The 23,177-nt window shown below is 60.3% G+C and carries 21 protein-coding genes; 3 read left to right on the top strand and 18 right to left on the bottom strand.

Annotation, left to right across the window (positions count from 1 at the left end; genetic code table 11):
- Positions 1-135 precede the first annotated feature (135 nt).
- From der to surE, 15 genes are all read right to left on the bottom strand, one after another.
- On the bottom strand, positions 136-1,482 hold the full coding sequence (gene der, locus PQV96_RS05215) for a ribosome biogenesis GTPase Der (protein WP_207374175.1): 1,347 nt from the start codon (positions 1,480-1,482) through the stop codon (positions 136-138).
- Between the two features lie 13 nt (positions 1,483-1,495).
- The gene (gene bamB, locus PQV96_RS05210) at positions 1,496-2,665 is read right to left on the bottom strand and encodes an outer membrane protein assembly factor BamB (protein WP_207374176.1); all 1,170 of its coding nucleotides are present in this window, start codon (positions 2,663-2,665) and stop codon (positions 1,496-1,498) included.
- Positions 2,662-3,348 (bottom strand): YfgM family protein, encoded by a 687-nt coding sequence (locus PQV96_RS05205; protein ID WP_207374177.1) that lies wholly within the window; start codon positions 3,346-3,348, stop codon positions 2,662-2,664. Before PQV96_RS05205 ends, bamB begins: the two co-directional genes overlap by 4 nt.
- Before the next feature lie 16 nt (positions 3,349-3,364).
- On the bottom strand, positions 3,365-4,636 hold the full coding sequence (hisS, locus tag PQV96_RS05200; RefSeq protein WP_242638166.1) for a histidine--tRNA ligase: 1,272 nt from the start codon (positions 4,634-4,636) through the stop codon (positions 3,365-3,367).
- A 103-nt stretch (positions 4,637-4,739) separates the two neighbouring features.
- The gene (ispG, locus tag PQV96_RS05195; protein ID WP_207374179.1) at positions 4,740-6,032 is read right to left on the bottom strand and encodes a flavodoxin-dependent (E)-4-hydroxy-3-methylbut-2-enyl-diphosphate synthase; all 1,293 of its coding nucleotides are present in this window, start codon (positions 6,030-6,032) and stop codon (positions 4,740-4,742) included.
- The gene (locus PQV96_RS05190; protein ID WP_207374180.1) at positions 6,029-6,964 is read right to left on the bottom strand and encodes a helix-turn-helix domain-containing protein; all 936 of its coding nucleotides are present in this window, start codon (positions 6,962-6,964) and stop codon (positions 6,029-6,031) included. Before PQV96_RS05190 ends, ispG begins: the two co-directional genes overlap by 4 nt.
- Positions 6,957-7,790, bottom strand: a complete 834-nt coding sequence (gene pilW, locus PQV96_RS05185; protein ID WP_207374181.1) for a type IV pilus biogenesis/stability protein PilW — start codon at positions 7,788-7,790, stop codon at positions 6,957-6,959. The genes PQV96_RS05190 and pilW overlap by 8 nt, the downstream gene beginning before the upstream one ends.
- A 25-nt stretch (positions 7,791-7,815) precedes the next feature.
- A complete protein-coding gene (gene rlmN / locus PQV96_RS05180) occupies positions 7,816-8,937 on the bottom strand; it encodes a dual-specificity RNA methyltransferase RlmN (RefSeq protein WP_207374182.1) in 1,122 nt (373 codons plus the stop codon).
- An 87-nt stretch (positions 8,938-9,024) separates the two neighbouring features.
- Positions 9,025-9,450, bottom strand: coding sequence for a nucleoside-diphosphate kinase (gene ndk / locus PQV96_RS05175; protein ID WP_044399970.1), 426 nt, complete (start codon positions 9,448-9,450; stop codon positions 9,025-9,027).
- 84 nt (positions 9,451-9,534) lie between these two features.
- Complete coding sequence (locus PQV96_RS05170) at positions 9,535-10,962, bottom strand: pseudouridine synthase (protein ID WP_207374183.1); 1,428 nt, start codon at positions 10,960-10,962, stop codon at positions 9,535-9,537.
- Positions 10,955-11,671 carry an SMC-Scp complex subunit ScpB gene (gene scpB, locus PQV96_RS05165; protein WP_207374184.1) on the bottom strand — a complete coding sequence of 239 codons (717 nt, stop codon included), beginning with the start codon at positions 11,669-11,671 and terminating at the stop codon, positions 10,955-10,957. Before scpB ends, PQV96_RS05170 begins: the two co-directional genes overlap by 8 nt.
- 140 nt (positions 11,672-11,811) lie before the next feature.
- Entirely contained in the window at positions 11,812-12,810 is a 999-nt protein-coding gene (locus tag PQV96_RS05160; protein WP_207374210.1) for an RluA family pseudouridine synthase, read from the bottom strand.
- Positions 12,811-12,929: 119 nt separating this feature from the next.
- Complete coding sequence (locus tag PQV96_RS05155; protein ID WP_207374185.1) at positions 12,930-13,859, bottom strand: peptidoglycan DD-metalloendopeptidase family protein; 930 nt, start codon at positions 13,857-13,859, stop codon at positions 12,930-12,932.
- Between the two features lie 12 nt (positions 13,860-13,871).
- Entirely contained in the window at positions 13,872-14,648 is a 777-nt protein-coding gene (locus PQV96_RS05150; RefSeq protein ID WP_207374186.1) for a protein-L-isoaspartate(D-aspartate) O-methyltransferase, read from the bottom strand.
- A complete protein-coding gene (surE, locus tag PQV96_RS05145; protein WP_207374187.1) occupies positions 14,648-15,448 on the bottom strand; it encodes a 5'/3'-nucleotidase SurE in 801 nt (266 codons plus the stop codon). The genes PQV96_RS05150 and surE overlap by 1 nt, the downstream gene beginning before the upstream one ends.
- Before the next feature lie 201 nt (positions 15,449-15,649).
- Here surE and PQV96_RS05140 point away from each other — a divergent pair, with 201 nt between their 5' ends.
- From PQV96_RS05140 to PQV96_RS05130, 3 genes are all read left to right on the top strand, one after another.
- Positions 15,650-16,624, top strand: coding sequence for an NADPH:quinone oxidoreductase family protein (locus tag PQV96_RS05140; RefSeq protein ID WP_273624767.1), 975 nt, complete (start codon positions 15,650-15,652; stop codon positions 16,622-16,624).
- Positions 16,625-16,720: 96 nt separating this feature from the next.
- Positions 16,721-18,247, top strand: coding sequence for a GGDEF domain-containing protein (locus tag PQV96_RS05135; protein ID WP_273624766.1), 1,527 nt, complete (start codon positions 16,721-16,723; stop codon positions 18,245-18,247).
- Between the two features lie 40 nt (positions 18,248-18,287).
- Entirely contained in the window at positions 18,288-19,844 is a 1,557-nt protein-coding gene (locus PQV96_RS05130) for an alkaline phosphatase D family protein (protein WP_273624765.1), read from the top strand.
- A gap of 149 nt (positions 19,845-19,993) precedes the next feature.
- Here PQV96_RS05130 and PQV96_RS05125 read toward each other — a convergent pair whose 3' ends face one another.
- The 3 genes from PQV96_RS05125 to PQV96_RS05115 form a co-directional block, all read right to left on the bottom strand.
- A complete protein-coding gene (locus tag PQV96_RS05125) occupies positions 19,994-21,253 on the bottom strand; it encodes a Na/Pi cotransporter family protein (RefSeq protein ID WP_273624764.1) in 1,260 nt (419 codons plus the stop codon).
- Between the two features lie 8 nt (positions 21,254-21,261).
- Positions 21,262-21,432, bottom strand: coding sequence for a hypothetical protein (locus tag PQV96_RS05120; RefSeq protein WP_242638162.1), 171 nt, complete (start codon positions 21,430-21,432; stop codon positions 21,262-21,264).
- 64 nt (positions 21,433-21,496) lie between these two features.
- On the bottom strand, positions 21,497-23,143 hold the full coding sequence (locus PQV96_RS05115) for an acyl-CoA synthetase (RefSeq protein WP_207374191.1): 1,647 nt from the start codon (positions 23,141-23,143) through the stop codon (positions 21,497-21,499).
- Positions 23,144-23,177 lie beyond the last annotated feature (34 nt).

Here is a 23,177-nt window from a genome sequence, read left to right as displayed (position 1 = left end):
TTCAAAATGTTGTTGTAAAACCGCACCTTACCACACCAATTGACTGCCAACGGGAGAAGCGTGCTTAGCCCTTAGAAACAAATGGCAAGGCACATCCAGAGCAATCATGGGGACAACCAGCAATGTGTCCCAACATCACGCCCCGTCTCCCTCCTTGAACGGATTGTGAGAAGTCTTCATCTCGATTCGAAGAGGTGTACCCACCAAGTCGAACTCCTTGCGGAAACGGCCTTCAAGAAAACGTTTGTAGGCGGCTGTTACGTGCTCCAGCGAATTGCCATGGATGACGATCACTGGGGGATTCATTCCACCCTGGTGGGCATAACGCAGCTTTGGCCGAAACATCCCAGCGCGTTGCGGACTTTGGAACTGAACAGCTTCCAACAGCAATCTCGTGAGTACCGGAGTCGGCATCTTGCAATTGGCTGCCTTGTACGCTTGGGCAATAGACGCCCACAGAGGACCAAGACCTTGCCTTTTTTTCGCTGAAATGAAATGCAGTGAAGCAAATTTCAGAAATGACAAGCGTGACTCAATGGAACGCTCCAGCAGCTGACGCTGGTAATCGTCAACGGCGTCCCATTTGTTAACAGCAATCACGACAGCCCGACCACTCTCCAGTACATACCCCGCAATGTGCGCGTCTTGGTCTGTCACACCTTGGGTCGCATCCAGAAGCAACAACACCACATCCGACGACTCAATCGCCTGCAAAGTTTTGACCACTGAGAACTTCTCGATGGCTTCGAATACGCGACCTTTGCGACGTAAGCCAGCAGTGTCAATCAGTTCGAACTTCTGGCCATTCCTTTCGAAAGGAACGGAAATGGCATCTCGCGTCGTGCCAGGCATATCGAAAGCGACAAGACGCTCCTCGCCGAGCCAAGTATTAATGAGTGTGGACTTGCCCACATTTGGTCGACCTGCGACCGCAAGCTTGATGACATCCGGGGATTCTTGTGCCCCATCTTCTTCATCTGGCTCAGGGATCTCCAGCAACGCAAAAGCCGCATCCACCAGCCCCCGGATGCCTTGGCCATGCGCTGCAGAAACAGGTACGACGGCGCCAAGCCCTAGCTCATAAAACTCAGCGAGTTGAACGCCTTCCACCATGCCTTCTGCCTTGTTGGCAATGAGAATGCATGGCTTGCTCAAACGACGCAGGTATTTGGCAATGTCATGGTCTTGCGCCGACACTCCGGCACGGGCATCCACCACAAAAAAGACGACGTCAGCCTCTGCAACTGCCTGCTGAGTTTGTTTTGCCATTTCGCGGTAAATACCAGCGGACGCGTCGGGCTCAAATCCACCCGTGTCCACCACAATGTATTCGTGCCTGCCTTGTCTACCGTTACCGTAATGACGATCCCGCGTCAATCCAGCAAAATCGGCAACGATGGCATCGCGAGATTTGGTCAAACGATTGAAAAGCGTGGACTTTCCAACATTGGGGCGCCCCACGAGAGCGATAACTGGCTTCATTAAACAAGACCTATCATTCGGGGCGGAAGCCGAAAACGGCGCCATTACGAGTAATGACAACCAGAGTGTCGGCAGCCACTACAGGAGCTGCAGCAATCCCCGACGAGTCCGTGCTGACTCGATTGAGAGGAGCTCCATCGGTACGCGACAAAAAGTGAACCCAACCCTCGCCATCGCCGATGACGACTGATCGTCCCAGCAGCAAAGGTGAAGTCAACTTGCGCAACTTGAGTCGATCCGAAGACCAGACACGGGCGCCATCACTACGCCGCCAAGCAAGGACGTTGCCGTTGCTCTCAGTTCCATAGACAGTTTCGGCATCACCGTGCACACCTTCAGAACCATTGGCTGACTGAGACCAAGAGACACTGGCACGATCCCTGGCAACGTTCACACAACCAACCGCCGCCTGAAAAGCTCGCGCACAAACGGAGTCGCCCACACGACTGACTCGACCGACCAACTCGACCAAGCGCTCCACGTCATTGACGCCGCGTGGACTAGCAAGGGGCACCTCCCAACGGATAGAGCCTGTGTCAGGGTTGTGTCCAACCATACGCCCAGCAGCGCCAACGACTAACGTATCGCCCACAGCCAAGATCACACCACTTTGCTTAAGTACCAGCGCATCTCCACCGGTTCTTGCCTGAGACCAAAGCTTTTTGCCGGTAGCCAAGTCAAAAGCGGATACAGAACGATCGGCAGCCAGCACGAAGACTCGGCCACCCGCAATCAAAGGTGCCGTAAACACCTGCGAGGGCAGCGTCTGACGCCACACCTCTTTCCCCTGATCCAGCAGGACAAGGGCATTCGCATGCGAAACCACTGCGGCATATCTGCCGTCGGTACCAACCCCCGCAGATAACGGCTCTCCGACATTGGTACGCCACAAATCGCCACCTGTACGTGCATCCAGCGCAGCCACGCTGCCATCCGCAGCTGCAATGGTGACAAGATGGTCTTGAACACGCACATCCAACGGTTTGGCACCGCCCCCCCCCACCTTCGCGGACCAAGCTTGCCGAACTCCCAGTAAAGGAACGTTTTCCCCCAATTCAGGCAGCTTCAGCTTGCTCCCGCCCCACAAGGAACAGCCGCTCAACAAGGCAGCGAACAAAACAGGCAAAACGCAAGCGCGCACCCGGATAGGGCCAGCTGAGGTTACGGAAGCAGCAATTTTCATTTTTTAAGCTCCTGCGAGGTAGACGCAGTAGAGGAGCCCCCCAAGGGATCAACGCCGAGCGCATTCAACTTGATCTCAACCAGACGCCTGTACTCAATTGTTTCATCCAGCGTTCTGAATGCAATCTTGTATTCTGCGATGGCATCGGCTCGACGATCCAATAGAACCAGCAGGTCTCCCTTGCGATCGGCAACGACGCCCTCAAACTCCGCCGGGAAATTGCCTTGCAATTGCTGCAAGGCAGAGGCGTAGTCTTTTTGCTCGAGCAAGATGGCGGAAATACGGAGCTTGGCGATGGCCTTGTATCCAGCATCCGAGGAGTGTTCTGCCACCCAAGTCAACGCCGACTTGGCAGCATCAAGATTCCCAGAATCCTGCATGGCCTTCGCTGAGGCAAAAGCCCCTATATCTGCCTGAGGCGTACCAGCGTACTTGCTCTTGAGATCCCCAAAAGCGAGTTCAACTCGCGCTTGATCTCGCGCCTGCACGGCCACCTCCACCGCATCCAGAAGAGCAGCGGCCTGCGAAGCCTGGCGATTTTGCCAATACTGGTATCCGTTCCAAGCAGCGAGACCACCCATGACTACCAGCAATACTGCCGTGATTGGGGTACCCCATGTGTTCCAAAAATGCTTGAGCTGGTCAAGCTGCTCTTGTTCTTCTAGATCTAAGTGATTTGCCATGAAGCTTTACATCAGTTCAGTTGGTTGCGCGCGATTGTAGGTTGGGAGCCCAAGAGGACACATCGCTCAAAGCCTGCTCGACCTGAGCCCCAGATCCGTCACGAAGGGATTTGACCGAAACAACCCCACGGGCCATTTCATCCTCACCAAACACAACTGCGTAGGCCGCCCCGCTACTGTCAGCACGCTTGAACTGGGATTTCATGCTACCCATGCCAGCACCTGACGCAGCAGAAGCGTGCATCTGCACGCTTGTGCCCGCTGCACGCATTGCCTCAATAGCCTTGATCGCTGCAGGCAATGAAGCCGCATTTGGAATGATGGCGTACACATCACAAGCAGGAGCAGCCAGAACCTTGCCTTGCTCTTTGAGCAACTCCAGCACCCGCTCCACACCCAATGCCCAACCCACAGCGGGTGCGGCCTTGGCTCCGACCTGCTCCATCAGATAGTCGTAACGACCTCCCCCGCATATCGTCCCCTGCGAACCGAGCTGATCGGTAACGAACTCAAATACGGTCAGGTTGTAATAGTCCATGCCCCGAACGAGCCTTGGGTTCAACGTCCAAGCAATGTCGTTGGCATCCAGTATGGCTGTTACCGTTTCAAAGTGAGTGAGCGACTCGGCACCGAGAAAATCGATCAGCCGTGGTGCAGCGTTCACTACATCTTGCATAGCGGGATTCTTGGTATCCAGAATGCGTAAGGGGTTGCTATGCAAACGACGGCGTGCTTCTTCATCCAATAGCGCGCTGTGCTGCTCCAGGTAAGAAATCAACGCCACCCGATGCGCCTGACGTTCATGCGGCTGCCCCAGACTATTCAACTCCAGCCGCACGTTCTGCAACCCGAGTTCATGCCAGAGCGCATTGGCCAACAGGATCAACTCTGCGTCAATCTCAGCTCCAGGGAAGCCCAAGGCCTCTGCACCAATCTGGTGGAACTGGCGATAACGTCCGCGCTGTGGCCTTTCATGGCGAAACATCGGTCCCATGTAGTACAGACGTTTGCCTCCGTCATAAAGCAGAGAGTTCTCGGAAACCGCCCTGACCACTCCGGCAGTGGCCTCAGGCCGCAGACTCAAATGCTCCCCGTTAAGTCGATCCTCAAAAGAGTACATCTCTTTTTCGACGATATCGGTGACTTCGCCCAAACCACGCACAAAGAGTGCAGTGGGTTCGACAATGGGGGTTCGAATATTTCGATAGGCATAACGGTCCATCAAAGAACGAACCACACCTTCCAGCCACTCCCAACGAGCGGAATCTGGCGGAAGAATATCGTTCATCCCTTTAACGGACGTCACCTTTCCACTCTTCGGTGCCGCAGCAACCTTTTCAGTACTCACGTCGATGCTTTTCTATGTTGATTGAATGAGGGTGGATAAAGGCTCACCGCGCAGCGGCGTCTGTCGGCGAGCTGCCACCAAACCGGCGCGCGACATACCCCTCAACAATGTCGCGGAACTCGGCAGCGATGTTTTCGCCACGCAAAGTAAGAGCCTTTTCTCCATCAATGAAAACAGGGGCTGCAGGCGCTTCACCGGTGCCCGGCAAGCTGATACCTATATCGGCATGCTTGCTTTCTCCGGGCCCATTCACGATGCAGCCCATCACGGCAACTCTCAATCCCTCAACCCCTGGATACTGAACTCGCCACACTGGCATTTGCGCACGCAAAAAGTCATCGATTTGCTTGGCAAGTTCTTGGAACGTGGTGCTGGTTGTGCGTCCACAACCGGGACATGCAGTCACACTCGGCACAAAGACACGCAATCCAAGCGCCTGCAGTATTTCAGACGCGACCACGACTTCCTGGTTACGGGACTCTCCTGGCTGAGGGGTGAGTGAAACACGAATCGTGTCTCCAATCCCCTCTTGCAGCAGAATGGAAAGGGCTGCGGTCGAAGCCACTGTTCCCTTGGTACCCATGCCAGCTTCCGTCAGTCCAAGATGTAAGGCATAGTCGCACCTGCGAGCCAACTCTCGGTACACACCGATCAGGTCTTGAACTCCGCTGACTTTGCAGGAGAGGATGATCTGATTACCATCCATACCCATTTCCTCAGCTCTGACCGCGGAGTCAATCGCGGAAGAAATCAAAGCCTCGTACATGACCTGCCGGGCATCCCAAGGCTGACTTCTGCGGCTGTTCACATCCATCAAGTGGGCAAGCAACTCCTGATCAAGACTCCCCCAGTTCACGCCAATGCGCACCGGCTTATTCCACCGCATGGCGGCCTCGATCATCTGACCAAACTGACGATCCCGCTTTTCACCTTTGCCCACGTTACCTGGATTGATCCGGTACTTGGACAGTGCTTCGGCACATGCCGGAAAATCTGTGAGAAGCTTGTGGCCGTTGTAGTGAAAGTCTCCTACCAGCGGGACGTTTTCCCCCATGCGGTCGAGCTGTTCACGAATATAGGGAACCGCCGCTGCCGCCTCTGGGGTATTCACGGTGATACGAACGAACTCTGACCCCGCCTGTGCGAGCTCCTTCACCTGAATGGCTGTCCCGATCACGTCTACCGTATCCGTGTTGGTCATGGACTGAACGCGCACCATCGCACCGCCACCCACCGTCACCACACGGTCCCCCCAAACGACGCGCGCTTGTCGGGATTTACGCAAAGATGGAGCAGACAACGGAATGGGGCCCTGAGCACTGAATAGGCTAGTCACTGTTTCACCTCAAATCGAGCCACATTTTCGCGAGACACCGAGTTCAACTCGAAGAGCTTTCCTCGCACGTACACATCGGTCACATCGGCGCGACCGACCACCACGCTGAACGGCAAAATGCCAGACACTGGCGCCGAATCGCCTTGAACCATTTTCTTTTCGAACACCACACGCCCAGAGGCATCGCGAACTTGAACCCAGGATTCGCCCCTGGTTCGTACCATCAAAGGCACATTGGTAGGTTCGGGCGCAACCACTGGATCAGCAGGCTGGAGTGTGGCGGGCGCTGCAGCCTGCGCAACAGAGAAATTTGGTTGCGAGGCGCTCATTTGAACATTCACAGGCACCGAAGCACTTGCTGTCGTTGCAGATGGCGAAGTATGCAACTCAGACACAGGCTCAGTAGCTGCATCAGAAGAAGCAGGCTCGGGGGCAGCAGGAACGCCGCCCGTGATCTGCTTCGTGCGCCATGCATCCCAAGGCTGATATCCAGCTGGCCAATAAAAAACTGCGGCAGCCCCAGCCAGAAGCAATAGAACACTGGCGGTCAACCAAGAGGAATGCCGCGAGCTTTTGGTGGTGATGAATGTCTTGCCCGCAGTCTTGACGGGAGTATTGATATCCGTTCGCTCAGGAATCAATCGGGGAGCTTGGGACTGTGGCAGCAGCGATAAAACGGACGCCGGATCCAATTTGAGGGCGCGACACACACTGGACGCCAAAGCTCGCAGGAAAACAGTGTCTGAGAGGAGATCGAAGTTGTTGGACTCTAGCGCCTCCAACTTGCTCACAGGCACCTTCAAAGCGACGGCCAGGGCCTCGATGTGAATACCCGCCGATTGGCGGGCATTTTTCAGAATCTCTCCAGCAGTGGTTTGCAGCGCGTCAACACCGTCCGCACTCAACTTGGACTCAACCACAGAATCACTCATTGAAAGCTCCACGCTGATAAGCGCTCAATTCCGCAGAATCGGGAAACCGCTTGCGCAACTGGTCTGCCAACTGAAGCAACGCCACGTTATCGCCGAGTGCTTTCTCCACTTTGATCCCCAACCACAATGACTCAGAGTTCGCTAGCGCACCATTGTTGAGGCGGCGGATATAAAACTGCGCCCGGGTGAACTCGTTACGGCGAAACAACAACGAAGCCAAGTGATAACTGACCACTGGATTGCCGGCATCCAACTGGTAGGACTTCAGAAGCGACTGCTCCGCCTCGTCATACTTCCCAGCAGCTGACTGGCAGAGCCCTCGCGCCATCAACGTCTTACCACGAGCCATGTAAGCAGGGTTGGCCAAGGCCTTGTCAAACTGCTGCTCAGCATCGGGGTATCTCTTCATTTGGCATAGAAGCCAACCGTAGTTGTGCAGAAGGTTGGCGTCACCTGACCGCATTGAGACAGCCCTGCGGAAGCTATCTTCTGCCTGGGCAAGGTCGTTAAGACGCATGTAAATCAGCCCACGCATGTTGTAGGCGTCTGCATAGGACGGGTCCGTAGCGAGCGACTGTTTGACTTCGTCCAGCGCAACCGTGGTCTGGCCGTTCTCAAAATACTTCGCTGCCAATTCAAGACGGATTCGAGCTCTACGCCGAACATCCGTTTCATCGGATGGCGTCACGATACCGGCGTCGGCACTGCTGGTTTGAACCCGACCGTCCGTGGCACAGCCCTGAATGAAGAGCCCAGCACCAGCTACACCCAGCAATACCAGCGCCTTGCGGAAAAAGATATCACCTCGCCCCAACAGTCTCGCCATACAGCCCCCTATTTGTATTTGCAACTCAAGTGATCGGCTTCAGCACAATGGTGCGTTGCTTAGCCATACGCTCGGCCGCACGCGTCCTGTCTTTGACGTCGCCGGCCAATTGCCCGCAAGCAGCGTCGATATCGTCCCCGCGTGTCTTGCGCACAGTGGTGACGATACCTGCATCGCTAAGCAATTTGGCAAATGCCAGCACTCGATGCTGGGGTGAGCGAAGAAGGCCGGACGCAGGAAACGGGTTGAATGGAATCAGGTTGAATTTGCACCGAACACCTGGGCCACGTGTTGGCTGCACCAAGTCAATGAGTTGCTGCGCGTGCTCGGGCTGGTCGTTGACTCCGTCCAGCATGCAGTACTCAAAAGTAATGAAGTCGCGAGGAGCGTGCTCCAGATACCGGTTGCAAGCATCCAGCAACTCGTGAATCGGATATTTGCGGTTGAGAGGAACGAGGTTGTCACGCAGCGCATCATTCGGCGCATGAAGCGATACAGCCAGAGCCACGGGGCAATCTTGCGCAAGGCGGTCCATCATCGGCACTACACCGGACGTAGACACCGTCACCCGGCGACGGGAAAGGCCGTAACCATGATCATCCAGCATGACACGAAGAGCAGGCACCAACGCTGCGTAGTTCTGCAAGGGCTCGCCCATGCCCATCATCACCACATTGGAGATCACTCGCTCAGACGTCCGCAACCGCGTACGCAGCGCGTGCTCTGCAAACCAGAGTTGGGCAATGATTTCACCGGAAGTCAGATTACGACTGAATCCCTGGTGACCCGTCGAGCAAAAACGGCAGCCAACGGCACAGCCTGCCTGCGAAGAAACACACAAGGTGCCCCGATCATCTTCTGGAATGAACACAGACTCCACCGCATTGCCATCGCCCACATCAAAAAGCCACTTGATGGTTCCATCTGCAGAGACGTGTTCGCTGATGACTGGCAGAGCCTCAATCCGGGCGCAGCCCTGGAGCTTTTCTCTCAGGGACTTCGCCAAATCACTCATGGCACCAAAGTCCTTGGCGCCTCGCTGGTGAATCCAGCGAAATAGCTGCGTTGCGCGGAAACGTTTTTCGCCCAGCCGCTCGCAAAAAGCGATCAATGCGTCCAGGTCAAACTCTAGAAGATTAGTGGTCATTGCGGCAGCCTTGCGCGAGACCGCTCGCAGCTGTCCCCATGGTGTGAAAACCCCACTGAAGTGGGATCGGACATGGGGACCGCCATCTCAGCGGGAGTAGATGTTCAAGCCAGGGAAGAAGAATGCCACTTCGGCTTGTGCGGTTTCAGGGGCGTCGGAGCCGTGCACAGCGTTTGCATCGATGCTGTCAGCAAAATCAGCGCGGATCGTGCCTGGTTCTGCCTTCTTGGGATCCGTTGCGCCCATCAGCTCACGGTTTTTCAGGATGGCGTTTTCACCTTCCAGCGCCTGGATCATCACAGGGCCGGAGATCATGAAATCCACCAAATCCTTGAAGAATGGACGCTCCTTGTGCACAGCATAGAACTGCTCGGCTTCCAGACGGGACAGGTGAGCCATGCGAGCGGCCACAACCTTGAGGCCAGCGGCTTCAAAACGGGCGTAGATCTGGCCGATCACGTTCTTGGCAACTGCGTCGGGCTTGATGATGGAGAGAGTACGTTCGATGGCCATGGTGTTTTTTCCTGAATGGATGTTACTGAAGTTCTTTTGTCCAGCGGACAAATCCCTCGATTCTAACCGTGCTGAGCAAATAGACTAGCGAGTGCGCCTCCGGCGAGCGCCGCCTGACGATTTCTGCGCTTGTCGATAACGAGAAAGACTGTCGGAGCCGATGTAACCCACCGATGTTTTCATAGGGTCGGGCTGCGCGCCACCGCGGGATCGATCACCTGCCGAACCAGCACTTTCACCACGACGCCCACGTGCCGCCCCCTGCGCGCCGGCGGGCCCACCTGGGGCGCGACGACCCCGCCCCGCAGCAGATCCGCCACTGCGCCCCAGAGGCGAAGGGCCAGACCTGCGAGCAGCCGTTGGGCCGCGTTGATGATCACCTTCGCCAGCATGCTGCGAGCCACCAGCTGCCTTCAACAGGGAGCGGATGTCGGCATCGTCAAGCTCAAGCCAAGCACCGCGTTTGAGCCCACGCGGCAGCATCATGGCCCCGTATCGAATGCGGATCAGACGGCTCACGGCATGACCGACGGCCTCCATCATCCGACGCACTTCGCGGTTACGCCCCTCAGAGATCGTGACGCGATACCAGCAGTTGGAGCCCTCTCCACCGCCATCTTCAATAGACCCGAACGCAGCCATGCCATCGTCCAGGCGAACGCCCTCCAGAAGGCGTTGCTTCTCTTCGTTGCTCAAAGCACCCAACACCCGGACCGCGTACTCACGTTCCAGACCAAAGCGCGGATGCATCAGCTTGTTTGCCAACTCGCCAGAGCTGGTAAACAAAAGCAGCCCTTCCGTGTTCAGATCGAGCCGGCCTACAGACTGCCATTTGCCGTGCTGCAGACGCGGCAATTTGCGGAACACAGTGGGTCGGTTCTGAGGGTCATCATGCGTCACCACCTCGCCAACCGGCTTGTGATAGGCGATCACACGCGGTGGCGGCGGATCGATGCGATACCGGATGGGCTTTCCATTGACTTTGACCTGGTCGCCAAACTGGATACGTTGCCCTATGTGCGCTGGCTCGTTGTTGACGGAGATACGCCCCTCCAGGATGAGTTGCTCCATTTCAAGGCGAGAACCAAGACCCGCTTGCGCCAGAACCTTGTGCAGCTTGGGCGTTTCGACCTGCGGCTGCAACACCCGTTTGACAGGCAAGGACTCAGTATCAGCCCCCTCTTCACTGTCAAAGCGCCCGGATACAACGTCAGCGAACTCATAGCCCTGCGGAGCCTTGCCATGTCCAGAGCGAGGATGGCGAGGCTTGGGAGAGATTGGAGTTACAGATGCTTCGGAAGCACCAGAAACGGTCGGCTCCTGGGTTTCGGGCGCGTGCTCTGCGACCGCCCCGGCACTTGCACCTCCATGATCAGCCACAGACAAGTCAGCCTTGCTGTTTGAACGCTTGCGCGGGGTCCGTGCTTTCGGCACAGATACAGCCGCTTCATCAACGGTCGAGACGGAGTCTGGCTGGAAGCCTTCTGCAGTCACCTGGGGGGAATCATTCATGGGAGCTTCCTGTAACGCCGTTGTCGGCATCTACATCGTCATTGCGGGGTTGTTCCACCGCCATATCAAATAAATCGTTACCCATCGGCGCAACCTGCTCCGATGGATTCTCTGCAGCACCTTCCGACGCAAGGGGTTCAGCAACATCGTCGCCCCCACGCGCAGAAGCCAAGGTGTCCAGCAAATGAGGATTGGACGTAGGATCATCCAGCACCGGCAACTGGTCCAGCGAGGCCAGCCCCAGATCATCCAAAAATTGCCGCGTGGTCGCAAACAGTGCTGGGCGGCCGACTGTTTCCCGATGGCCAATCACCTCCACCCAGCCACGATCCTCCAACTGCTTGATGATCAGGCTGTTGACGGTCACGCCCCGAATGTCTTCGATGTCGCCGCGCGTGACGGGCTGTCGATAAGCAATGATGGCCAGAGTTTCGAGAGTCGCCCGAGAGTACCGGGGAGGCTTCTCAGGATGGAGCCGATCCAGGTATTCACGCATTTCAGGACGACTCTGAAAGCGCCAACCGGTAGCCACCTGCACCAATTCCACGCCCCGCTGCGACCAGTCTCGCTGCAAGTCCTGCAGCAGCATCTTCAGAGTATCCGAACCCAGCGCGTCATTGAAGAGCACCCTCAACTCACGCAGGGGCACCGGCTGAGGCGCACAAATCAAGGCTGTCTCAAGGACCCGCTTGGCATCCACCGTATTCATGGTTCAGCGATTCCGGGAAAGAAGCACGCCTGTTACGGCGACTTACGGATGGCAGAGATTGGTTGGGAGCGCTGGAAGCGCGCGGTCGGTACAACGACACTCAGCCCGGCGGGGTACCGTCTTCGGGCACTACATGGATCTCACGACCCGGTGGGCGGATTGTAGCTCAGGCCCCAATCTACCATTACCTCCCGCATGTCGGCGGGCAAAGGCGCATGTAAGACCAGTTGCTGTCCACTCACGGGGTGCTGAAACGCCAGCCGGTACGCGTGCAGCGCTTGCCGCCCCATTTCCCCCACCAGCGACCCACCGTAAAGCGCATCGGCCACCAGGGCATGCCCTATGAAAGCCATATGGACGCGAATCTGATGGGTGCGCCCCGTGTGCAAGGTGCACTCGACCCAACACCCTGAGTCGGCCGACTCCAGCAAGCGAATATCGGTGCGCGCCGCCTTGCCTGCATGGACCGCCAAATCCACCACCGCCATGCGCAGTCGATTACGCGGATCGCGGCCAATGGGCGCAGCCACCGTTCGCACTGCGGGGCCAGTCCACGGCTTGTGCGCCAAGGCCAAATATTTGCGACTGACCTCCCGGGCGGCAATCATGCTGACCAGCGCGTCCATGGTAGACCGATCTCGCGCCACCACCATCAGACCACTGGTGTCCTTGTCCAACCTGTGCACGATTCCAGCCCGAGGCACCAGAGCTGCACGGGCATCGCGCCCCAACAGCGCATTGAGCAGTGTTCCGCTCCAGTTGCCGGGCGCAGGATGCACCACAAGACCCGCCGGCTTATTCACCACCAGCAAGTGTTCATCCTCATACACCACATCAATGGGAATCTGCTCGGGTCGGAACGCTTGACTCTGCAACGTGGGCCGCATTTCCAATGCCACCACGTCACCCGCCTTGACCTTGAACGCAGGCTTGGATATCGGCTTGCCATTGAGCGCTACCAGCCCCTGCCCCAGCAACTGCTGCAGGTAACTGCGCGAAAACTCTGGAACCAGTTCAGCCAAGGCGCGATCGACTCGCTCGCCGTGCAGCGCCGCGCCAATCGGCACAGACCGAATCTCGCTCTCGCCCTGAATGCCCTCCACCAACTCGGCATCCAGCGACTCATCCAGGCTGGGCATCAGCTCAGAGGAGTTGACCGGTTGGGAATCCTCCACGCCAGACCCCAGCTCGGCGGCCACACCCTCCAAAACGTTCAAAGGGGCTTGCGCCCCTTTGACTGACTTGGCCTTGGCCACGCTCAGCGCGCAGCCAGGTAACGAGCCGGATCCACCGGCTTGCCCTGGCGGCGTATTTCGAAATGCAGCTTGACACGGTCCGCGTCGGTATTACCCATCTCGGCAATTTTTTGGCCACGCCGCACCGTTTGGTCTTCTTTGACCAGCAATGCCTGGTTGTGGGCGTAGGCCGTCAAAAACGTGTTGTTGTGCTTGAGGATGATCAGGTTGCCATAACCACGCAAACCCGCGCCTGCGTACACCACACGTCCGTCCGCTGCGGCCAGGACAGGGTCACCGGCTTTGCCGGCGATGTCGTAGCCTTTGTTTCGCACCTCATCAAAACCGGCCAACAGCGCGCCGGAAGCGGGCCAGATGAAAGCGACTTCTTCGTCGCCCGCAGCGGCTGGCGAAGCAGCGGGCGCAGCGGCTGGTGCCGAAGCCGCTGACGCGGTGGAGGCGGGCGCAGAAACCGGCGCCTTGGGTGCACTTGCCGCGCTGGCAGCAGGGGCTGGCGCAATCGAAGACGACGCCACCGGGCGCGTGACGACGCCGGTATCCGCAGCAACAGCGGCTGCCGCTGCACTGGGCGGCGCTGGCACGGTGGATGTGACACGAAGCACCTGCCCGACTTCGATCAGGTTGGGGTTCTCCAGATTATTCCAGCGGGCGATGTCTTTCCAGCCCTGACCTGTTTCCAGGCCAATGCGAATCAGGGTGTCTCCGGGCTTGACTGTGTAATAGCCAGGCTTACCAGCATTTTCGGCGCCGGGCAGAGGCTTGATGGGAGTCGCGACGACAGTACCTGGCTGAACGCTAGGGCTGGACGCATGGTTAGAAGATGTTCCGCGATCTTCCACAGGAGCCTTGTTCAGCCGGGTGCCGCAGCCTACCAGCAGAACTCCCGCCAGCGCTACGGTAAACCCAACCACAAGACCACGCGATACGAACATAAGCAATTCCCTTTAGGCAATCCCCGATTTTAGGGGGACAAAATGAACGGGTTCGAGCACGTTTTGTTTCAAACCGTGCGCACTTTTGTCGATTACAAGCAACATTTGCTGGCCACCGGCGACAGCCATTGGCGCGACGAGTCGTCCACCCACCGCCAACTGATCGCACCAAGCCTGGGGCACAGAATCCCCCCCGGCTGCGGCGATGATGGCGGAGTAAGGCGCCCCGCTGGAGTAGCCGAGCATTCCATCGCCGAACATCAGGTGCACATTGGCCAGCCGAAAAGGGCGCAGGTTGTCACGCGCTTTCTCGTGCAGGCTACGAACTCGCTCCAGTGTGTAGACCTCGCGGGCCAGCAAACTCAACACAGCCGCCTGGTAACCACACCCCGTGCCTATTTCCAGCACCCTCCCAAGCTCAGCCGTACGTGCGACTTCGGCGCCGAGCAACAGTTCACACATGCGGGCAACGATGCTGGGTTTGGAGATGGTTTGGCCCATGCCGATGGGCAAACTGGTGTCTTCATAGGCTTGGTTGCCTAAGGCACTGTCCACAAACCTGTGGCGCTCCACCTGGCCCATAGCCTGCAACACCTGGGGTGAAGTCACCCCCCCAGCTGCCAGCTTTTGGACCATTCGCGCCCGAACGGCCGCCGAATCCAACCCTACGCCCACAGCCATGGCAGCGATGGGTCTGGCGCCCAAGGCTGCAGATCTTTGAGGGGGCGCTCCCGCAGGGGTTGTCGCAGACCCTGGCAGTTTGGCCGGAAAGCCAGGGCGCCGCTGCATCAGCGAACGCCCTCGACCGCGACAGAGGCCTGCATGCGCGCGGCAGTCTGCGCCCAGTAACCAAGGTTGTCGTGATCGGTCAGATCCACTTTCAGGGGGGTCATGGATACATGCCCCTGCGCCGTTGCGTGGAAATCTGTGCCCTCCGCGTCGTCCTTGGCGGCTCCCGCCCCCCCGATCCAGTACATCTTCTCGCCGCGTGGGCTGTCTTGAACAATCACCCGCTCCGCTGCATGGCGGCGGCCCAGGCGGCACAGCTTCAGCGGCTTGAGCGCTTCCAGAGGCATATTGGGGATGTTGACGTTGAGCAACCACGGCGCAGCGTCTGAAGCCTGCGCAGGGTTCACCAAACGGTTACCCATGAGCTGCTGCACTATTTCACGCGCCTTTGCGGCCGCAGACTCAATCTCTCCCCAGCCCTTGTCCACCTGCGAGAACGCAATCGCCGGGATACCAAACAGATACCCCTCCATGGCAGCGCCCACAGTGCCGGAATAAATGGTGTCATCGCCCATGTTGGCACCGTTGTTGATGCCAGACACGACCAAATCGGGCCGGTAGCCCAACAGCCCCGTCAGCGCAATGTGCACGCAGTCTGCCGGGGTGCCATTCACATAACGAAAGCCGTTGGCCGCCTGGTGCGCGTACAGCGGCGAATGCAAGGTCAAGGCGTTCGACTTGGCGCTGTTGTTGTGCTCTGGAGCCACGACCTCAACGTCTGCCAGTGTTTTGAGCGCCCCGTACAACGCCACAATGCCGGGCGCCTGGAAGCCGTCGTCGTTGGAGAGGAGAATTTTCATGGGTTGCTGGTGCTGAATGAGGCGAATTGTAGGGTGGGCATCTCATCGGCGCTGCCGCCCAGCGCTGCGCAGCAGACGCTGATCAACCGATGCAGCCAGCCCCCGATAGATCACACCACACCCACGTCGCTCGTGGGACATCGACGCACAGCACGCCCACCTATCATTTGATTTCACACAAGATCAACGGAGACGCACCCCATGCACGCTTGGCTTTGCACCAACCCCACTGGCGTTGAAGCGCTGACCTGGACCGAACTGCCCACCCCCACACCCCAGGCGGGCGAGGTTCTCATCGAAATCAAGGCAGCCAGTCTGAATTTTCCAGACCTGCTGATCGTGCAGAACAAGTACCAGATGAAGCCCCCCCTGCCCTTCGTGCCCGGGTCCGAATACGCAGGCAGCGTGGTCGCAGTGGGTGAGGGGGTGAAGCACCTGCAGGTGGGCCAAAACGTGGCCTGCCTGTCTGGTACTGGCGGCTTTGGTACGCACACCATTGCCCCAGCCGCGCTGTGCATGCCGCTGCCCCCCGGGTTTCCGGCGGTAGATGCTGCCGCATTCATCATGATTTACGCGACCTCACACCATGCGCTGGTAGACCGAGCCCAACTCAAGGCCGGCGAAACCGTGCTGGTACTGGGCGCTGCCGGGGGCGTGGGCACGGCCGCCATCCAAATCGCCAAGGCCCTGGGTGCCCGCGTGATTGCCGCGGCGTCCAGCGATGAAAAGTGCGCGCTGTGCACCTCCATCGGTGCGGATGCCACCATCAACTACAGCAAGGAAAACCTGCGCGAGGCCATCAAGACCCTGACGGATGGCAAGGGGCCTGATGTGATCTACGACCCCGTCGGGGGCGACTTTGCCGAACCGGCTTTCCGCTCCATCGCCTGGCGGGGGCGGTATCTGGTGGTGGGCTTTGCATCGGGCCCGATTCCAGCGCTGCCCTTCAACCTCGCGCTGCTCAAGGGTGCATCGATCGTGGGCGTGTTCTGGGGCGAATTCGCCAAGCGCGAGCCCAAGGCCAACGCGGCCATGATGGCCGAGCTGGCCCAGTGGTACGGTCAAGGCAAGATCAAGCCGGTGATTGACCGCACCATGCCCATGGCGCAGCTGCCCCAGGCCTACGCCCACATGGGCTCACGCGGGGTGATGGGCAAGCTGGTGATGGTGAACTGACGCTGGTAAGCGGCCCAGCCGCTACAAAGGGCGGCGCTAACGGCTGGGCTGTGTCACACTCGGGCACCCCGTTGTCCTTGATACTGGTGTCCGCACATGGCAGACCGTCCCCCCTACGAAATCGCGCGTGAAACGCTCAAGCAACTGGCCACCCGCCGGTTGGCACCCACCCCGGACAACTACCTCGCCATTTACGACGAAATTGCGGGCAGCCGCAGCTTCCAGCCCTTTCCGGATGCGCAGCTAAGCAGCATCCAGCGCGTGCTGCCTGCGCAAACCCCGGGGCAAAAACGGCTTCTCACCCAATTTGAAAGAGCCATCGCCACCAAAGACTGGTCGGCACTGCAAAGCGTGCTGGTGGGCTACGCCAACCTGGGGCTCAGCCCTGTGGCGGCCACGCCTGTGGTGAGCGAACCTGCGGCAGTGCACATTCTTCCTGCTGACTTTGCCGAGGCACTCGCGCGGCTGATTGACAACACGCTGCCAGCACTGGGCGAAGACGATGCCCGGGTGCATGACATGGCGACGCAGCTCATCACCTTCTTGCGCGAGCCCGATCCGCCGCTGTCTACCGTGCAGCTCATGCTCAGCAACTTCACCTACCGGCTCTCGTTTGCCACGGAGGATCAGGCCGCCATCCGCGCCAGCCTGCTGCAGTTGCTGCACATGATTTTTGAAAACATCGCAGTACTCAGTGTGGACGACCGCTGGCTGCGCGGGCAGGCCGAATCGCTCATGGCGGCCTCTACCCCACCGCTGACGCTGCGGCGCCTGGACGATGTGCAACTGCGCCTGAAGGACGTGATCTTCAAACAGACCGAAGCCAAGGCGCGCGCCGCCGAAGCCCAGGAGCAGATGAAGGACATGCTGGCCACGTTCATCGAACGCCTGGCGCAGATGACGGCCTCCAGCACCACGTATCACGAGACCATGGAACGCTGCGCCGACCTGATCGGCAAGGCCTCCAGCCTGCAGGAAATTGCCCCGGTGCTGGCCGAGGTGATGTCAGCCACCCGCGCCATGGCGCTGGACACCAAACTCACCCACACCGAGCTGCAGGACTTGCGCGAACGCACCGACGCCAAGCACGCCGAAGTGGCGCGGCTGCAACAGGAACTCGAACGTGCAAGCACCCAGGCACGGCACGACCCGTTGACAGGCACCCTCAACCGCAAGGGTCTTGACGAAGCCATGGAGCGCGAGATTGCACGCTCGCGCCGCCTGGGCAGCCCGCTGTGCCTGGCGCTGCTCGACATCGACAACTTCAAGAGCATCAACGACCGACTGGGCCACACCGTGGGCGACGCTGCCCTGGTGCACCTGGCCCAGGTCACCCGCGAGGTGATGCGCCCGCAAGACCTGCTGGCCCGCTATGGCGGTGAAGAGTTTGTGCTGCTGCTGCCAGACACCAATGTAGAAAGCGGCGTGGCTGCCATGACCCGCCTGCAACGTGAGCTGACCACGCGCTTCTTCCTGCAGGGCAGCGAAAAAATCCTCATCACCTTCAGCGCTGGTGTGGCCCAGTTGCACGACAGCGAAACCAGCATGGATGCGCTCCAGCGTGCTGACAAGAGCATGTACCTGGCCAAGCGCTCGGGCAAAAACCGCGTGATGGCGGCCTGACGCAGCCCCGGCGCTCCCCGCGTTCACAAGCCCGTTGTCCATGCCCATGCAGCGCCGCCAGTGGGTCCAGCATGCCGCCCTGGCGGCTGCGGCCACGGCTCTACCCCGGTGGGCATGGTTGCAGCCCGCCCCTCAGGCTGCCAACCCTTTTGCACTGGGAGTTGCCAGCGGCGACCCTGCGCCCGATAGCGTGGTTCTGTGGACGCGGTTGCTGCCCTCACCCGGTGAGCCCCTGCCTGCCCAAACCGTGCACTGGGAGCTGGCTCACGATGAAGGATTTGCGCGCATCGTGCAAAAGGGCCAGGCCACCGCAGCACCAGAGCGCGACCACAGCGTGCATGTAGAAGTGCGCGGGCTGGAGCCGGGCCGCTGGTACCACTACCGCTTCATGCTGGGGCAGGCCACCAGCGCCACCGGCCGCACCTGCACCGCCCCCGCCCTGCATGCACTGCCGGGGCGCCTGCGCGTGGCGTTTGCGTCGTGCCAGCGGTGGGAGCATGGCCACTACGCCGCCTGGCACCATGTCTGCAACGACCAGCCCGACCTGGTGCTGTTTCTGGGCGACTACATCTACGAATACGCCACGCCCAAAAACACCGAGGGCCTGGCCCGCACCCACACATTGCGTTATGCCACCACGCTGGCCGACTACCGCGACCGCTACGCCCTGCACAAGAGCGACCCCGCACTGCAGGCCGCCCACGCCGCCTGCCCCTGGGCCGTGACCTGGGACGACCACGAAGTGCAAAACGACTATGCAGGGGGCGCAAACGCCCAGGCCGACGCCTCGGCATTCTTGGCCCAACGCACTGCAGCCTGGCAGGCGTTCTACGAAAACATGCCCCTGCGTGCCACGGCCCTGGCGGGAGCGCAGTTCGACCGGCTGCAGATATACCGCCGCCTGCCCTGGGGGCGGCTCGCCCAGTTGCACCTGCTGGACGACCGCCAATACCGCGCCCTGCAGGCATGCCGCAAACCCGGCGCCACCAACGCGGGAAGCGTACGCCCTGCCGACTGCACCGAACTGGCAGACCCCGCCCGCAGCCTGCTGGGCCCTGCCCAAGAGCAGTGGCTGGACGCCGGCCTGGCCGCAGACGCGAAGAGCGACCACACCCGCTGGAGCGTGCTGGCCCAGCAAACCCTGTTCTCGCCCCGCCGCTACCCCAGCGGCCAGGTGGCCACCGACGGGTGGGATGGCTACCCTGCAGCGCGCGAACGCCTGCTGCAATCCGTTCAGCGCCACAGCCCGCGCAACACCGTGCTGCTGGGCGGGGACATTCACCAAAACTATGTGTGCAACGTGCACGCACCAGGTGCTGGCGGCGACCGGGATGTGCTGGCCAGCGAGTTCTGCGGCACGTCCATCAGCTCACGCGCGGGCACCACGCAAGACAAGGTGGACGCCATTGCCCGCCACAACCCGCATGTGCTGCTGGCCCGCAGCGAAGAGCGGGGCTATGGGCTGGCAGACATCACCCCAGAGCAATGGACGACCACCCTGCGCGCGGTGGACAACCCCCTGGACCCGCTCAGCAGCGCCCACACCCTGGCCCGGTTTGTGGTGCAAGACCGCAAGCCCGGCCCCGTGCGCGCCTGAGGGTCCGCTCGCACCACCAGGCTGCCGGGCGGGGGGCGGCCGTGACTCACGGAAACCAAGGCTTTGAATAGAAATGGCCTGTAGCGCTCCACCACAAAGCGTCAACAGCTATGAAAACCATAGCAATCAAGCACCTTTGCGCCAATGGACTACTCCGCAGACTCGACGCTTCGCCCGCTGTCAGACTCGGCCGCGGGCCGGGTGGGTGCGCCATGGCTGAGCGTCGATAGCTCAGGCAAAGCCGCCTTGGCTATCTGGTACGCATCCTCGAACGCGTCACGCGCCTCCAGGGTCAGCCAAGGGCCGCCAGCCTGCGCGGGGGCATTGGCCGATTCGGGGTCGGCGGCTTCAAAAAAGGCCCGCGCTGCATCAAACACAGGCTGCACAAGGTTCTCAATGCCTGGGTGCGTCCCAGGCACAGGGCGCTGCTGGCCGATGTGGTGCATCACGCGCGCCAGCGTGTCGAAGTGCGTGGCAATGCGCAACAGCTCTGGCAACTGCGCGGACACATCGCGGTGCATCTGCTGGCGGCTGACCTCACTGACAAACGCGCCGATGGCGCGCTGCAAATGCTCCACCGTGCCCAGTTGCAGGGCCAGGCGAACATCGCCCTGCGCATGGGCGGGCGTGGCGTTGCGCGCCAGTGCCAGCAGAAAGCGCACCAGCGGTGCCGACAACGGCAGCATCAGCAGCACGCCCAGCAAGTTGAACAGGCTGTGGAACAGCACCAGCTGCATCACGGCATCACCACTGCCCGTGAGCCAGACGCCCAACGCATGGATGAGGTCCAGCAGCGGCGAGAACACCGCCAGCGCCACCACGGCCGTCAGCACGTTGAACAGCACATGCGCGGCCGCCAAGCGGCGGGCGTTGGAGGTGGCGCCAATCGCAGCCAGGATGGCGGTGAGCGTGGTGCCCACGTTGGCGCCAACCACGATGCCAGCCCCCGCCTCGACAGGCATCATGCCCCCACCCACGGCTGTGAGCGCCAGGGCCAATGTGGCCGAGGAGGCCTGCAGCACGATGGTGAGCAGCACACCCACCAAGACCGACAGGGCCACGCCTGCGGCATCGCCGCTGAGCGAGGGCAACGCCTGCGGCCCCAGCCCCTCAAAGCCCTGCTTGAGCATGTCGATGCCCAGAAACAGCAGGCCAAACCCGGCCACCGCCATGCCCAGTGCGCCACGGCGCGAGCCCTCGCCCGTGAGCTTGAGCGCCATGCCAATGCCGATGAACGGCAGGGCAAACGCATCAATCTTCAGCTTGAAGCCCAGCCACGCCACCAGCCAGCCAGTGACCGTGGAGCCGAAGTTGGAGCCGAACACCACCCACAGCGCCGAGGTGAAACTCAGCAGCCCGGCGTTGACGAAACCAATGGCCGCCACGGTCATGGCCGTGGAAGATTGCACCAGCGCCGTCAGCAAAACACCCGTGAACAGCCCATGCAGCCAAGTTCGCGCCAGGCCTCCAGCATGCGCTCCAGCGCCCGGCCAGCCGCCAGCTTGAGGCCATCGGTGAGCATGGTCATCCCGAGCAGAAACAACCCGAGTCCGCCCAACAGAGAAACGAACAGGGAGCCGTAAGACACAGGCGCTGTCATGCCTTCATGCAGCCATCATCGGCAGGCTGTTCCCAGACAGGCCCCCACATGCTCACACGTCAATCGCCGTGGCCGAGCCGGCCTGCTTGCGCAGCTCGAACTTCTGGATCTTGCCGGTGCTGGTCTTGGGCAACTCGCCAAACACCACGGCGCGCGGCACCTTGAAGCCGGCCAGGTGCTTCTTGCAGTGGGCCACGATGTCTTCCGGCGTGGCGGTGGCGCCGGCCTTTAGCTCCACGAAGGCGCAGGGCGTTTCGCCCCACTTGGCGTCGGGCTTGGCCACCACGGCGGCGGCCAGTACGTCAGGGTGGCGGTAGAGCACGTCTTCCACCTCGATGGACGAGATGTTCTCGCCGCCCGAGATGATGATGTCCTTGCTGCGGTCCTTGATCTTGATGTAGCCGTCGGGGTACTGCACCGCCAGGTCGCCGCTGTGGAACCAGCCGCCCGCAAAGGCATCTTCGGTCGCCTTGGGGTTCTTCAGGTAGCCCTTCATGGCGATGTTGCCCTTGAACATGATCTCGCCCATGGTCTCGCCGTCCCATGGCACGGGCTGCATGGTTTCGGGGTCCAGCACGCGCACGTCGCGCTGCAGGTGGTAGCGCACGCCCTGGCGGGCGTTGAGGCGCGCACGCTCGCCAATATCCAGGTCGTTCCAGGCCTCGTGTTTGGCGCACACCGTGGCGGGGCCGTACACCTCGGTCAGGCCGTACACATGGGTTAAGTCGAACCCCATCTTTTCCATGCCTTCGATCATCGAGGCCGGTGGCGCAGCGCCTGCCGCCATGGCCTTCACACCCGCGGGCACACCCACCTTCATCGCATCAGGGGCGTTGACCAGCAAGCCATGCACGATGGGCGCGCCACAGTAATGCGTGACACCGTGGGTGCGGATCGCATCGAAAATGGCCTGGGCTTCCACCCGGCGCAAGCACACGTTCACACCCGCGCGGGCCGCCACCGTCCACGGAAAACACCAGCCGTTGCAGTGGAACATGGGCAAGGTCCACAGGTACACCGCGTGCTTGGGCATGTCCCACTCCAGCACGTTGCTGATGGCGTTGGTGGCCGCACCCCGGTGGTGGTAGACCACGCCCTTGGGGTTGCCGGTGGTGCCGCTGGTGTAGTTCAGGGCAATGGCATCCCATTCGTCGGCGGGCAGTTCCCAGGCGAATTGCGCATCGCCACTGGCCAAAAAAGCTTCGTAGTCGGTGCCATGGAGCGCCTGCGCGGGCGCGCCGTAGAGCTCGTCTTGTACTTCCACGATGAGCAGCGGCGTGGTGGCCTGGCGCAAGGCCAGCGCCTTGGCCATGGTGCCGCTGAACTCGGGGTCCACGATCACGGCCTTGGCTTCACCATGGTCCAGCATGAAGGCGATGGTTTCAGGGTCCAGCCGGGTGTTCAGGGCATTGAGCACCGCGCCGGCCATAGGCACGCCAAAGTGGGCCTCGACCATGGGCGGTGTGTTGGGCAGCATGACGGCCACGGTGTCGTTCTTGCCGATGCCGGCACGCTGCAGTGCACTGGCCAGCTGGCGGCAGCGGGTGTAGGTCTGGCTCCAGGTCTGCCGCAGGCTGCCGTGCACGATGGCCAGGCGCTCGGGGTACACCTCAGCCGTGCGCTGGATGAAGCCCAGGGGCGACAGCGGCGCAAAGTTGGCGGGGTTGCGTGGCAGGTGCTGGTCGTACTTCGAAGTCATCACATCCATCCTCAGGCTGAAAACAGGGAATGGG

It is taken from the genome of Acidovorax temperans (genome assembly GCF_028596105.1).
Lineage (GTDB): Bacteria > Pseudomonadota > Gammaproteobacteria > Burkholderiales > Burkholderiaceae_C > Acidovorax > Acidovorax temperans.
Note: the sequence above shows the minus strand (reverse complement) of the source record. Positions and strands in the feature narration are given on the sequence as shown.

What these genes read in the sequence shown, in the direction of transcription:
- der (WP_207374175.1), bottom strand. Translation starts at nt 1,482, where the DNA reads ATGAAGCCAGTTATCGCTCTCGTGGGGCGCCCCAATGTTGGAAAGTCC.
- PQV96_RS05190 (WP_207374180.1), bottom strand. Translation starts at nt 6,964, where the DNA reads ATGAGTGATTCTGTGGTTGAGTCCAAGTTGAGTGCGGACGGTGTTGAC.
- PQV96_RS05115 (WP_207374191.1), bottom strand. Translation starts at nt 23,143, where the DNA reads ATGACTTCGAAGTACGACCAGCACCTGCCACGCAACCCCGCCAACTTT.
- PQV96_RS05135 (WP_273624766.1), top strand. Translation starts at nt 16,721, where the DNA reads ATGGCAGACCGTCCCCCCTACGAAATCGCGCGTGAAACGCTCAAGCAA.
- ndk (WP_044399970.1), bottom strand. Translation starts at nt 9,450, where the DNA reads ATGGCCATCGAACGTACTCTCTCCATCATCAAGCCCGACGCAGTTGCC.
- PQV96_RS05150 (WP_207374186.1), bottom strand. Translation starts at nt 14,648, where the DNA reads ATGCAGCGGCGCCCTGGCTTTCCGGCCAAACTGCCAGGGTCTGCGACA.
- PQV96_RS05170 (WP_207374183.1), bottom strand. Translation starts at nt 10,962, where the DNA reads ATGAATGATTCCCCCCAGGTGACTGCAGAAGGCTTCCAGCCAGACTCC.
- bamB (WP_207374176.1), bottom strand. Translation starts at nt 2,665, where the DNA reads ATGAAAATTGCTGCTTCCGTAACCTCAGCTGGCCCTATCCGGGTGCGC.
- hisS (WP_242638166.1), bottom strand. Translation starts at nt 4,636, where the DNA reads ATGAACGATATTCTTCCGCCAGATTCCGCTCGTTGGGAGTGGCTGGAA.
- scpB (WP_207374184.1), bottom strand. Translation starts at nt 11,671, where the DNA reads ATGAATACGGTGGATGCCAAGCGGGTCCTTGAGACAGCCTTGATTTGT.
- PQV96_RS05160 (WP_207374210.1), bottom strand. Translation starts at nt 12,810, where the DNA reads ATGCCCAGCCTGGATGAGTCGCTGGATGCCGAGTTGGTGGAGGGCATT.
- PQV96_RS05155 (WP_207374185.1), bottom strand. Translation starts at nt 13,859, where the DNA reads ATGTTCGTATCGCGTGGTCTTGTGGTTGGGTTTACCGTAGCGCTGGCG.
- surE (WP_207374187.1), bottom strand. Translation starts at nt 15,448, where the DNA reads ATGAAAATTCTCCTCTCCAACGACGACGGCTTCCAGGCGCCCGGCATT.
- PQV96_RS05205 (WP_207374177.1), bottom strand. Translation starts at nt 3,348, where the DNA reads ATGGCAAATCACTTAGATCTAGAAGAACAAGAGCAGCTTGACCAGCTC.
- pilW (WP_207374181.1), bottom strand. Translation starts at nt 7,790, where the DNA reads ATGGCGAGACTGTTGGGGCGAGGTGATATCTTTTTCCGCAAGGCGCTG.
- PQV96_RS05130 (WP_273624765.1), top strand. Translation starts at nt 18,288, where the DNA reads ATGCCCATGCAGCGCCGCCAGTGGGTCCAGCATGCCGCCCTGGCGGCT.
- rlmN (WP_207374182.1), bottom strand. Translation starts at nt 8,937, where the DNA reads ATGACCACTAATCTTCTAGAGTTTGACCTGGACGCATTGATCGCTTTT.
- PQV96_RS05140 (WP_273624767.1), top strand. Translation starts at nt 15,650, where the DNA reads ATGCACGCTTGGCTTTGCACCAACCCCACTGGCGTTGAAGCGCTGACC.